11 protein-coding genes are annotated in these 12,289 nt (G+C 72.0%); 8 read left to right on the top strand and 3 right to left on the bottom strand.

The features are described 5' to 3' along the window. Positions 1-391: 391 nt before the first annotated feature. On the top strand, positions 392-1,054 hold the full coding sequence (locus AB0J06_RS18730) for a DedA family protein (protein ID WP_357430119.1): 663 nt from the start codon (positions 392-394) through the stop codon (positions 1,052-1,054). 140 nt (positions 1,055-1,194) lie between these two features. Beyond that, on the top strand, positions 1,195-3,024 hold the full coding sequence (locus tag AB0J06_RS18725; RefSeq protein WP_357430117.1) for a long-chain fatty acid--CoA ligase: 1,830 nt from the start codon (positions 1,195-1,197) through the stop codon (positions 3,022-3,024). On the opposite strand, the gene AB0J06_RS18720 is transcribed toward AB0J06_RS18725, so the two are convergent. Together AB0J06_RS18720 and AB0J06_RS18715 are read right to left on the bottom strand one after the other, a co-directional pair. Then, positions 3,012-4,118, bottom strand: a complete 1,107-nt coding sequence (locus AB0J06_RS18720) for a zinc-binding alcohol dehydrogenase (RefSeq protein WP_357430115.1) — start codon at positions 4,116-4,118, stop codon at positions 3,012-3,014. The two genes, AB0J06_RS18725 and AB0J06_RS18720, sit on opposite strands and share 13 nt — an antisense overlap. Continuing rightward, complete coding sequence (locus AB0J06_RS18715) at positions 4,111-5,088, bottom strand: Gfo/Idh/MocA family oxidoreductase (RefSeq protein ID WP_357430113.1); 978 nt, start codon at positions 5,086-5,088, stop codon at positions 4,111-4,113. The genes AB0J06_RS18720 and AB0J06_RS18715 overlap by 8 nt, the downstream gene beginning before the upstream one ends. 195 nt (positions 5,089-5,283) lie before the next feature. On the opposite strand from AB0J06_RS18715, the gene AB0J06_RS18710 reads away from it, so the two are divergent. Genes AB0J06_RS18710 through AB0J06_RS18695 form a run of 4 tightly spaced genes read left to right on the top strand, consistent with a single transcriptional unit; the run spans position 5,284 to position 9,865 of the window. Beyond that, a complete protein-coding gene (locus AB0J06_RS18710) occupies positions 5,284-6,312 on the top strand; it encodes a glucosyl-3-phosphoglycerate synthase (protein ID WP_357430111.1) in 1,029 nt (342 codons plus the stop codon). Next, on the top strand, positions 6,303-7,547 hold the full coding sequence (locus AB0J06_RS18705; protein WP_357430109.1) for a glycosyltransferase: 1,245 nt from the start codon (positions 6,303-6,305) through the stop codon (positions 7,545-7,547). Before AB0J06_RS18710 ends, AB0J06_RS18705 begins: the two co-directional genes overlap by 10 nt. 15 nt (positions 7,548-7,562) lie before the next feature. Beyond that, positions 7,563-8,264, top strand: a complete 702-nt coding sequence (locus AB0J06_RS18700; RefSeq protein WP_357430107.1) for an SDR family oxidoreductase — start codon at positions 7,563-7,565, stop codon at positions 8,262-8,264. Beyond that, complete coding sequence (locus tag AB0J06_RS18695; protein WP_357430105.1) at positions 8,258-9,865, top strand: MFS transporter; 1,608 nt, start codon at positions 8,258-8,260, stop codon at positions 9,863-9,865. Before AB0J06_RS18700 ends, AB0J06_RS18695 begins: the two co-directional genes overlap by 7 nt. A gap of 26 nt (positions 9,866-9,891) precedes the next feature. On the opposite strand, the gene AB0J06_RS18690 is transcribed toward AB0J06_RS18695, so the two are convergent. Then, positions 9,892-10,461 (bottom strand): helix-turn-helix transcriptional regulator, encoded by a 570-nt coding sequence (locus AB0J06_RS18690; RefSeq protein WP_357430157.1) that lies wholly within the window; start codon positions 10,459-10,461, stop codon positions 9,892-9,894. 46 nt (positions 10,462-10,507) lie between these two features. On the opposite strand from AB0J06_RS18690, the gene AB0J06_RS18685 reads away from it, so the two are divergent. Further along, complete coding sequence (locus AB0J06_RS18685; RefSeq protein ID WP_357430103.1) at positions 10,508-11,296, top strand: class I SAM-dependent methyltransferase; 789 nt, start codon at positions 10,508-10,510, stop codon at positions 11,294-11,296. A gap of 124 nt (positions 11,297-11,420) precedes the next feature. After that, entirely contained in the window at positions 11,421-12,116 is a 696-nt protein-coding gene (locus AB0J06_RS18680) for a hypothetical protein (protein ID WP_357430101.1), read from the top strand. The last annotated feature ends 173 nt before the right edge of the window (positions 12,117-12,289 follow it).

Genomic DNA, 12,289 nt, shown 5'->3' with positions numbered 1-12,289 from the left:
CACCTCTTCCTGCTCGCCGGGCAGTTCCCCGGCGCGACCCCCGCGCAGGCCCTCGCCGCCGCGCACGAATACGGGCTCGCCGCCGAAGCCGCCGGGTTCGCCGGCGTCTCTCCCATGGCCGCCTCGCGCTCGGGGTCGCCCGCGGCGGCCCCTGGGTGGACCTGGAAGTCTTCGGCACCGGCCTCGACCGCTACGCCGTCCCGCACGCGAGCGCGCACCTCGCCTACGTCACCGAGACGGATGAGGCGGCGACGGACGCATGACCCCCTCCATCGTTGAAGACCGACGAGGTCAGGCGATGTCCACCGGGTGCTCGGAGTGCCACGACGGGCCGGCCCCGCGCCCAGCCACGGCGGGTAGGGTTCGCTACCGGACGTGAAGGGATGACGCTGTGCACTTCGTGGAGACCTGGCTCGCGACGCTTCCGCCGGTCAACATCTATCTGCTCGTCGGACTGGTGATCGGGGTCGAGAGCATGGGCATCCCGCTGCCCGGCGAGATCGTCCTGGTCAGCGCCGCCCTGCTCGCCTCGACCGGGATGATCGCTCCGGAGTGGGTGGCCGGCGTTGCCGCCGCGGGCGCGATCGTCGGCGACTCGATCGGCTACATCGTGGGCCGACGCGGCGGACGTCCGCTGCTGGAACGCCTCGGTCGTCGCTTTCCCCGCCACCTCGGCCCCGCCCACCTCACCCGCGCCGAGCAGATGTTCGCCCGCTGGGGCGTCTGGGCGGTGTTCTTCGGGCGGTTCGTCGCGCTGCTGCGCATTCTCGCCGGGCCGCTCGCGGGCGCGCTGCGGGTGCCGTACCGGAAGTTTCTGATCGCCAACGCCGCCGGCGGCGTCGTCTGGGCGTTCGGCACCACCTACCTGCTCTTCTACGTGGGCCGCGCCGCGGAGCGCTGGCTCAAGGACCTCTCCTGGGCGGCCCTCGCGGTGGCGGTCCTCTGCGGCATCGGCAGCACCCTGTGGCTGCGTCGCCGCGCCCGACAGGCGACCGCGGACCTCGAGCCGGACGGCGAGCTGGAGAAGGTCGGGCTCTCGGGGTCGGAGAGATAGCTGCTCCCGGCGGGGCTGGGGGCCAACCGAGGATGGGCTTTTTCGGTCGGCCGGCGGGACGCGCGCGGTAGTTTTGGAGAGCCGGACCGCTAGCGCGACGACGAACCCACTGGCCAGCCCGAGCGCGAGGGAGTGCGGGTATGCCCGAGTTCTCCGTACCTGCGGTCGTCACCGTAGGCGACACGGCCAACCTCACCAATCCCGTATGGGAAAACGCCGAGCACGCGCCCGACACCGTGCAGTTCCTCCGGCACCCTCCCGGCGACAGTCCCCCGGACGGCGGCAAGGGTGACAGCGCGGGGTGGACGCATGTGACGTGCCGGCAGTTCCGCGACGACGTGGTCGGAGCGGCTCGCGGCCTGATCGCCGCCGGTATCGAGCCGGGCACCCGGATCGGGCTGATGAGCAGGACGCGCTACGAGTGGACGGTGCTCGACTACGCGATCTTGTCGACGGGCGCGGTGACCGTGCCGATCTACGAGACCGCGAGCGCCGACCAGACGGCCTGGATTCTCTCCGATTCCGGCGCGACGGCATGCGTCGTCGAAACAAAGGACCACGCCGGGCTGCTGGACGGCATCCGCGGCGGCCTGCCAGCCCTGACGCGGATCTGGCAGATCGAGGCGGGCGACCTCGATCGGCTGGCCACCGACGGCAGCCAGGTCGATCCGGCCGAACTCGAGGCGCGACGCCGCGCGATCAAGGGCGGCGATCTCGCCACGATCATCTACACCAGCGGCACGACCGGGCGGCCCAAGGGATGCATGCTCACCCACCGCAACCTGCAATCCGACGTGACCAACGCGATCCCGGCGCTGCCCGACCTCTTCAACGAGGAAGCCTCCACCCTGCTCTTCCTGCCGCTGGCGCACGCGTTCGCGCGGCTGATCCAGCTCGGCGCGGTCCAGACCCGCGCCACCTTGGGGCACAGCGCCGACATGGAGAAGCTGACCGAGGAGCTACAGGCGTTCCGGCCGACGTTCGTGCTCGCGGTGCCCCGCGTCTTCGAGAAGATCCACAGCGGGGCGGTGCAGAAGGCCCGCGCGGACGGCCGGGAGGAGACCTTCGAGCGGGCCGAGCGGGTCGCGACGGCCTACAGCGAGGCGCTGGAGCGGCGCGGCGGACCGGGCCTGCGCCTGCGGCTGGAGCACCTGCTCTTCGACCGGTTGGTCTACCGCAAGCTCCGCGCCGGCCTCGGCAACCGCTGTCGCACCGCGATGGCCGGCGGGGCCCCGCTGAACGCACAACTCGGTCACTTCTTCCGCGGCGCCGGGGTCACCATCTACGAGGGGTACGGGCTGACCGAGACCTCTCCCGCCGTCACCGCGAACCAACCGAGCGGCACCCGCATCGGCACGGTCGGACGTCCCCTGCCCGGAGTGACGATCCGCGTCGACGACGACGGCGAGATCCTCATCAAGGGTGATGTGGTGTTCCCGGGCTACTGGAACAACCCGGACGCGACCGCCGAAGCGCTCAGCGACGGCTGGTTCCGCAGCGGGGACCTCGGCGAACTCGACGGCGACGGGTTCCTGAAGGTCACCGGCCGGAAGAAGGAGATCATCGTGACGGCGGCCGGCAAGCACGTCGCGCCGGCGATGCTGGAGGAACGGATCCGGGCGCACCCGCTGGTCAGCCAGGTTGTCGTGCTCGGCGATCGGCGGCCGTTCATCTCCGCCCTCGTCACGATCGACCAAGCGGCCTGGCCCAAGTGGCTGGCCGAACATGGCCATCCACCGATGACCACCGTCGATGACCTGCGCGACGACCCACCGTTGCGAGCCGAGATCCAGGCCGCTATCGACGACGCCAACCGCACGGTCTCGCACCCCGAGCAGATCAAGACCTTCCGGATCCTGCCGGACGACTTCACGGAAGCCAAGAACGAGCTGACCCCCACGTTCAAGGTCAAGCGCGATGTCGCCCAGCAGACCAGGGCGCCGGAGATCGCCGCCATCTACGGGAGCTGACAGCTCTCGCAGGAGAGCACGACCTGGAGTTCGTGGCGGCGCCGGGCGGCGAGATCCGCCAGTAGCGCCGGGGCCTCGTCGAACGGGACGACCGCGGAGACCAGATGCTCACGGACCGTCCGGCCGTACGTGGTCAGCAGCTCCACGGTCTCCGCCGAGAGCCGGTCCCGGTCCCACAGGGGCGACAGGCCGCGCGGCACCCGGCCGATCTGCGCGCACCGCACCGTCAGGCCGTTGTGGTGGAACTCCTCACCGAGGCGGACCGCGTCCGCCCCGTCCTGGTAGAACGCCAGATCCACGACGGTCCCCTGCGGACGTAGCAGCCGTAACGCCAGGTGCAGCGCCGACGCCTGTCCCCGGCACTGGAACACCACGTCGGCGCCCCGGTCGTCGGCCCCGTGCCGCCAGCGGCTCTTCAGCACGACCGCCGGGTCCTCCGCGTTCGGGTCGAGCGTGTCGAGGCCGAGCGCGGACGCGACCGCACGCCGCTGCGGCGTCGGATCGAGAACCACCACCGAGGCGGCCCCGTGGTGACGCGCGAACAGGGCCGTCAGCAGGGCGACCACTCCCGCGCCGGTGACCGCGACCCGCCGTCCCCGTACCCCGTCGCCGAGCCCACGCACGTCCGTGCCGTGCACGTCGGCGGCGGCGTGCAGCAGTCCGTTGGCGCAGATCGGGCCCATATGCGCGACGAAGACGCCGAGCAGCGGATCGAACCCGGAAGGGAGCGGAACGATCCGGTCGACCAGCGGATCCGCGGAATATCCCGTGCGGTGGCCGTACGCCATCGCCACCGTGACGCCCTCGGCGACCACCGGGCTGCGGCTCTGCACGACCTGCCCCGCCTCCATGTAACCGAGACGTTCCAGCGGATAGCGCGTGGAGGGCTCCCCGTCGCGGAAGAGACCGAGTTCGGTGTCGAAGCGCGCCGCGAGATAGGGGTTGGTGCCCTTGACGTAGCTGAGTTCGGTGCCGGCGGAGATGCCGCTGTAGAGGGTGCGGACCCGGAACTGCCGCTCGCCCAGCGGCGCCGGGTTCTCTTCCCGGATCGCCACGTCGCCCGGGCCCCGCAGCACCACCACGCGGTCAGGCATGCGCCGTCGCCGCCAACGCGACCGGGCGCCCGGCCCCGGCCGACGCCGCGACGGCGCAGGCCAGCCGGTGCGTACGCAGGGCCTCGCCATACGGCGCGCGGATGTCCGCGCCGATCCCGCGCACCGCGTCGATGAACGCCCGGTCCACCGCCACCCGCCCGGCCTCCGGGTCGCCCGCCACCGCCTGCTGCCGGTCGCCTTCCCGCACCACCAGCGCGTCCTCGCCGATCCCGATCGCCAGTCCGTCGGCGTACACCTCCAGGCCGGCCCGGTGCTTCCACCCCAGTACGCACGCGGACGCGAGGGTGCCCACCGCGCCACTGGCGAAGCGCAACGTGGCCGCGGTGACCGCGTCGATGTCGGCTTCCTCCACCGCCGGCGGGGAACCGTCGCCGACCGCGCAGACCTCCGTCACCTCCCCGGCCAGCAACCGGATGAGGTCGAGCACGTGCGCCGTCTGCTCGATCACGGGCCCACCGGACCGGTCCCGGCGTACCCACCAGGCCACCGGCGGCACCTTGTCCAGCCAGGCACCGCTCACCAACCGCACCTGACGACCGTCGAGCACCTCCCGCGCCCGCGTCACGATCTCCAGGTACCGCCAGTGATGCCCGACCGAGGTGAGCACCCCGCCGCGCGCCACCCGGTCGGCGATCCGCTCCGCGGTGGCCAGATCCGCCGCCAGCGGCTTCTCCACGAACATCGGCAGCCCCGCGGCGACCAGCGCCTCCTCGACCGGCCCGTGCGCGAACGGTGGGACGCACACGTACACGGCGTCCGGTTCGGCGGCGAGCAGCGCGGCATGATCGGGGAAGACCGGGGCGTCGTGCGTCTCGGCGAGCTTCCGCGCCGCCTCGGGGAGAACGTCGGTCACCCCGACGATCCGTACGTCGTCGAAGCCGGCCAGCACGCGGGCGTGCCGTTGGGCCACATTTCCCGCCCCGACCAGCGCCACCCGGCAACTGCCCATGACCGCCGTCCCCCGTTCGGTTTGACGCGCTCCACACACCAGTGCCACGGCAAGGGCCGGTCAAACGTTGATCCGGGCGTTTAGCGGGGGCGCGGATCGCGTGATCAGGAGCGCCGGCGGCAGCGGTTGAACGCCGGCTGGCAGGGAAATCTCGGTCGGTCCGGCCTTATCAGATCGCATCGGGGGGGTACGACTGTGGGGCACTCGCCAACGCCTGTTTCACCCGTCGTCGAAGCCTGGTCGACCTATCGCACCAGCTCGGCCGAGAACTGGACACCGCGCCGGCTGGTGGCGGCGAAGGGCACCAGCACGGTGAGCGTGGTGCTGCCCGCCCGCGACGAGGAGGCGACGGTCGGTGCGATCGTCGGGACCATCCGGGAGCACCTGATGGATCGGCTGCCGCTGGTGGACGAGCTGATCGTGGTGGATTCGCGGTCCACTGACGCGACAGCCGCGGTGGCGGCCGCCGCCGGCGCCCGCGTCGTGAGTCAGGACGACATGACGCGGAGCATGCCGCGCCTGGAGGGGAAGGGCGACGCGCTCTGGTCCGGCCTGCTCGCGGCCTCCGGCGACGTGGTGGCCTTCCTCGACGCCGACCTGCGCGAGTTCGGCCCGCACTTCGTCACCGGCCTGCTGGGCCCGCTGCTCACCGATCCGTCGGTCGGATTCGTCAAGGGCTTCTACCACCGTCCGCTGACCTGCGCCTCGGGCGTGGAGCCGGACAGTGGCGGACGGGTGACCGAGCTGGTCGCCCGCCCCCTGCTCAACCTCTTCTGGCCGGAGTTGGCTGGTTTCGTGCAGCCACTCGCCGGCGAGTACGCCGGCCGGCGGGCGATCCTCGATCAGCTGCCGTTCGTGTCGGGCTACGGCGTGGAGACGGCGATGTTGATCGACCTGCTCGACGCCGTGGGGTTGGACGCCCTCGCCCAGGTCGACCTGGGAGAACGGCTGCACCGGCACCAGAACACCGAGGCGCTCGGCCGGATGGGCGCGCAGATCCTGATCACGGCGTGGAGCCGGCTCTACCGGCAGGGCTGGGCCACCACCCCCACACCCCCGTCCACGCTGCTCACCCAGTTCCGCCGCGGCCACGGCGGTCTCCTTCCCACCCTCGACCGGGAAATCCTGGTCACCGACGTCGCGGTCGCCGAACGGCCGCCGGTCGCGCCGCTGCGCGAATTTCTGCGCCGTTCCGCACTGAAGGAGGCCGCGGTATGGGCCTGACCGTCCTCGTCAACGCGGGTCCGTGGCTGCCCGTTCCGCCGATGGGCTACGGCGGCATCGAGAACGTCCTCGCCACTCTCGTCCCCGAGCTGCGTCTCCTCGGCGTACGCGTCGTGCTGGCGTCGGTCGGCACGAGCACCCTGCCGGTGGAGGAGCGAATCTCGCTCTACCCCGACGGGCAGTTCTCGGCACTGCAGCGGCCGTACAACCAGGTCTGCGGGATCGGGCAGGCGCACATGCAGGCGGTGGTGCGGGCGGTGCGGGAACGCGACGACATCGACCTGATCCACGACCACGTGGAGGCGATCGGGCTGGCGACCGTCAACGCGCTGGGCGCCGACGCACCCCCCGCCCTGCACACGCTCCACTGGGACCTGGGCAAACACCCCGACCTCTACGGCCATTTCGACGGCGGCGACCGGGTCCGGGTCAACGGCGTCTCCGCCGCCCAGTTGGCCCGTGCGCCCGAGGCGCTGCGGGCGCACGCGGTCGGACACGTGCACCTGGCCACCCCGCTCGCGGTGGGCGCCGCGCATCGACCGCGCGCCGAGAAAGGCGACCATCTCGTCATTCTCGGCCGCATCACGCCCGGCAAGGGACAGGACCTCGGCGCGCAACTGGCCCACCGCGTCGGTTTCGACCTGGTGCTGGCCGGCCCGGTCGGCCCGTACCACCGGCCGGAGGAGCTCGCGGCCGCGACCGGCGACCCGCTCGCGCAGCAGAACCCCGACGTGCGGTTCTGGCAGGAGAAGGTGGCCCCGCACGTGGACGGGGTCCGGGTCCGCTGGATCGGCACGGTCAGCGGCCAGCCCCGCGACGATCTGGTCGCCACCGCGAGGGCGGCGCTCTTCCCGCTGCGGTGGGAGGAGCCCGGCGGTACGGCGATCGTCGAGTCGCTCGCGCTCGGCACACCGGTGGTCTCGCTCGCCCGCGGGTGCGTGCCGGAGCTCATCGAGCACGGCCGCACCGGCCTGTTCACCGCCGACGAGGAACTGCTCGCCGATCTGGTGGTCGCCGCCGACACCCTCGATCCGGCCGATTGCTGCCAGGAGGCGGCGACTCGGTTCACGCCGAGCGTGATGGCGGAGCGCTACCTGGAGTTGTACGAACAGGTGCGGCAGCCGTCGGGGTCGGTGGCACTTCCGACATCGGCGAGGTTTGTCCCCGCGGGCGACGGGAACCCGGTCGTGGACGTGACGCGGACAACCATGTCGTTTGTGGACAGTCCGGGGTAGCGTGGCTGGAGGGTCATGAGTACGAGGACGTTCGTGGTGACCGGTGCGACGAGCGGCCTCGGCCTCGAGGTCGCGCGGCTCCTCGCCGCCGAACCCGACCGGCACGTGATCGTGCTCGGCGACGCGCCGGCGGAGGTCTCCGCCGTCGCCGCCGAACTGGAGTGTCCCGGGGTGGTCTGCGACGTGTCGCGGCACGAGCAGGTGCAGCAGACCTTCGACGAGATCGCGACGCGGTACGGCGCGTTCGACGGGCTGGCGCACTGCGCCGGCGTGTGGGCCGGCGGACCGCTGTACGAGGTCGCTCCGGACCGGATCCGCCGCGCCGTCGAGGTGAACGTGCTGGGCACGGCGTACCTCATCCGGGAGGCGGTGATCCGGATGCGGGAACAGGACCACGGCAACATCGTCTACGTGGGCGCGACGGCGGTGGACACGCCCCGGCCGGGGATTCCGGTCTACCGCGCGACGAAGAGCTTCGGGACGAGCCTCGTGGAGTCCGTCGCGCAATCGCTCGGCTCGAACAGGATCAAGCTGATGCAGATGCACCCCGGACCGATGCCGACGAGGCTGCAGGAACGCGCCGGCGCGGAGTTCAAGGACACGATCTTCGCCCAGGCGGAGCAGGTGGCCCGCGAAGTGGTGCGACTGCTGCTGCTGGACCCGGATGATCTCTACGTCACGGGCCAGAAGGTGCTGCGCGGCGACGGACGGTGGTAAACGCCGGACCCGCCACCGCCGAGCCGCCCCCGTCGGCGTGGGCGCCGCTGCGCGTCCCCGCGTACCGGAATCTCGCGCTGGCGATTCTCGCCACCAACATCGGCCTGTGGATGCAGACGGTCGGCGCGCAGTGGCTGCTCGTGCACGAGGCCAGCGCCTCGGCGCTGGTCGCCATGGTGCAGACGGCGAGCATGCTCCCCATCCTGCTGCTCGCCCTGCCCGCGGGCGCCCTGGCGGACACCTTCGACCGGCGGCGCCTGCTCCTCGCCGTACAGGGCTACCTCGTCGTCGTCGCCGTGATCCTCACGACGCTGACCGCGCTGGGCCGCATGCCCCCCGCGCTGCTGCTCACCCTGACCTTCGCGCTCGGCGTGGGTCAGGCGCTCACCCTGCCGGCGTGGGCGGCGATCATCCCGGAGCTGGTTCCGCGCCGGGAGTTGCAGTCGGCCTCCGCTCTCGGCGCGATCAGCGTCAACGTGGCCCGTTCGATCGGGCCGGCGGTCGCCGGGGTGCTGGTCGCGAAAGCCGGGGTGGCGGTGGTGTTCGCGATCGACGCGGTCGGCTTCGTGCTCTTCGCGATAGCGCTGCTGCGATGGCAGCCCGGCTACGCCCGCTCCGGCGAGGCGCCCGAACGGTTCACCGCGGCGCTGCGCGCCGGCGGCCGCTATGTGCGTCACTCGCCGGTCGTGCGTCGACTGCTGCTGCGCGCGATCCTCTTCCTCGCCCCCGCCAGCGCGCTCTGGGCGCTGCTGCCACTGATCGCGAGCCGGCGGCTCGGCATGAGCTCCAGCGGGTACGGTCTGCTGCTCGCCGCGCTCGGCATCGGCGCGATCATCGGCGGGCTGCTGTTGCCATGGGTGCGGGCCCGGCTGTCGACCAACCAATTCCTGCTCGCCGCCGCGGTGCTCTACGGCCTCACGCTCCTCGCCGTCGCGCTGACCCGCAACGTGCCGCTGGTGTTGCTGGCGCTGATGCCCGCCGGCCTGTCCTGGGTGATCGCGCTGTCGAACATCAACGCCGAGATCCAGCTCTTCCTGCCGGGCTGGGTACGCGCCCGCGGTCTCGGCGTCTACCAGGTGTGCTTCGCCGGGACGCAGGCGCTGAGCGCCATGGCCTGGGGCTTCGTCAGCCAGGCGACCGGATTGGTCGCCGCGCACCTGGCCGCCGCGGTGCTGATGTTCCTCGGCGCGCTGTCGGTGCGGTTGTGGCCGGTGCCGGACCTGCGCGGATTCAAGGGGGACCCGGCGAGCTACTGGCCGGAGCTGCGGCTGACGCTGAAGCCGGACCGGCGCGCCGGGCCGGTCCTGGTCACCGTCACCTACACCGTGCGGCCCGAATGCGAGCGGGACTTCGTCGCCGCGATGGACCTGGTCCGGGAGTCCCGGCAGCGGACCGGCGCGGTGCGTTGGGGGCTCTTCCGCAAGGGCGAGGCGGGACAGTGCTTCGTCGAGGTCTACCAACTGCCCTCGTGGGACGAACACCTGCGCCAGCACCGCAACCGGCTGACCCGAGCGGACCAGGAGGCGGAGGAGCGGGCGCGGGCGCTGACGGAGGGAGAGTCGGAGACGAGCCATCTGCTCCCCGCCGACGCCGACAGCTAAAGCGCTCGCGTCCGGCGCCGCCCCGCCTAGGGCGTCGCCGGCCCGAGGTGGGTGCGTTCCCCGTCGTGGTCGAGAATGCACAGGATCTCGGCCGCGCCGTCCTGTGCGCCGAACGCGTGCGGCACCATTGTGGAGAATTCCGCCGCCTCGCCGGTCTCGACCAGGATGGTCCGCTCGCCGAGCCGCAGCACCACGGTGCCGGACAGCACGGTGAACCAGTCCCGGCCCGGGTGCACGCGCAGGTCGGTGGGGACCGGCCGGGTGACCCGCAGCTTGGCGACCGTCACGCCGTGCGGTGCGCCCTCCCGCGACAGCAGCCAGGTGGTGATGCCACGCGTCTCGTCTCGGTGCGGGCGGATCACCACGTCGTCGTCGCCGTCCGACTCCACCAGCTGATCGAGCGTAGTGCCCAGCGCCCGCGCGATCGGCGCCAGCTGGTCGAGGGCGATCCGCCGATGGCCGGTCTCGATCCGACTCAGCGTGGAGGGACTCAGGAAACAGCGGGTGGCCAGCTCGTCCAGGGACCAGCCGCGCGCCACCCGCAGCCCTCGTATCCGCTGTCGGACAAGGGCGTCCAGCTCGCCATCTTGCTTCATACGCAAGACACTATGCTATTTACGCAAGCCGCCGTACCGTGACCGCATGACACATTCTCATCTGGGCGAGATGCTCGACCTCGACGCCGAGGTTCTGACCGAGTACCACCGCGACGTGATCATCTGGGTCGGCTCGCTCACCCCCGACCGGCCGCACATCATCGATCTGGGCGCGGGCACCGGCACCGGCGCCCTCGCGCTGGCCCGGCAGCTGCCGGACGCCGAGGTGATCGCGGTGGACGTCTCCGAGCCGATGCTCGAACACCTGCGGCAAAAGGCCCGCACGCTCGGCGTCACCGACCGGATCCGCACCGTCCAGGCCGACCTGGACCAGCCCTGGCCGAACCTCGGCCCCGCCGACCTGGTGTGGGCGTCCGCCTCGCTGCACCACATGGCCGATCCCGGCCACGCCCTTACCCAGGCCCTCGCGACGCTCCGCCCCGGCGGCGTGCTCGTCGTCACCGAGCTGGACTCGTTCCCCCGATTCCTCCCGGACGAGGCCGGCGCCGCTCTGGAGGAGCGCTGCCATGTCGCTCTCGCCGAGCTCCGGGTCGAGGCGGGGATGCACATGGGTGAGGACTGGGGTGTCCGCCTGGCCGAGGCCGGCTTCACCGTCGAAGCGGAGCGGCACTTCGACATCGCGCTGCAACCACCGCTGCCCGCCGCCGCCGGTCGCTATGCTCAGCTCTCCCTGCAGCGCATGCGGCACGGCCTCGACGGCCGCCTCAGCGCCCACGATCTGGCGACCCTCGACGCGCTCGCGACCGGGGTCCTCGGCCGCGACGACCTCACGGTCCGGACCACCCGGACGGTCTGGCTGGCTCGGCGTCCATAGACAGATGCCGGCCAGCGCCGCCACAACGCTCGCCGCAACGCGGCCGACGGCGGCGAACCAGACCGCGGTGCCGCCGACCAGCGGCGGTGCCGACGGTCAGTGGCACCGCACTACTATCCGGCAGGTGGGAGTTCTTCTGGCGCTGTTGCCGAGCCCGCTCCTCGGTCCGGCGACCTGGGCGCCGGTCGCCGCGGGACTCACCCGGCTCGGATGGGAAATCGTCACCCCACCCGTGCCGCAGCGGGCTCCGCGCACACCGGATGACGTGATGCGGTCGTTCCTGGCGGCGTTGCCCGCCGACCGCGACCTGATCCTGGTGCCGCACAGCAACGCCGGGCTCTATGTCCCCGCTCTCACCACGCGGCGCCGCGTCGCCGGCTACGTGTTCGTGGACGCCGGGCTGCCGGCCGACGGCACCAGCGTCGCCCTTGCCCCGCCCGCCTTCCGGGACTTTCTGGGCGGGAAGGCGGATGCCGACGGACTGCTGCCGCCGTGGACACGCTGGTGGGACTCCCCGGATGTCGCCGCCCTCTTTCCCGACGCGGCGGCCCGCGAACTGGTCGAACGGGAACAGCAACGGCTGCCCCTGTCGTACTTCGGTGGATCGCTGCCGGTGCCGGGCGGTTGGGATGAGCGGCCCGGCGCCTACCTGGCCTTCGGCGACACGTACGACAGCGAGCGCAAGGCCGCCGCGGCGCGCGGCTGGCGGGTAGCCACCCTGCCCGGTCAGCACCTGCACACCGTCGTCGCTCCCGAGCAGGTCGCCCGGGAGATGGACGCCCTGCTCACCGCGATCGGCGTACGCCCCGGGCGGGGGTAGTCGCTCGGCAAGTCGCGACCGGGCGGAGGTTTCCGACGGCAGGAGCGCGCACGAGCTCGTCCGGGAACAGCAGCAGACGTCCTGACCGCCGAAGCCCCGTGGCCGCACCGCCTGGTGCGATTCGCGCCGCCGACTCGCGCGCACCGCGTCGCCGCCCCAGCCTAAGATCGATT

The sequence above is a fragment of the Micromonospora sp. NPDC049679 genome (assembly GCF_040659735.1).
Taxonomy (GTDB): domain Bacteria; phylum Actinomycetota; class Actinomycetes; order Mycobacteriales; family Micromonosporaceae; genus Micromonospora_I.
The sequence above is the reverse complement of the archived record's forward strand: the minus strand, read 5'-3'. Positions and strand labels throughout refer to the sequence as shown.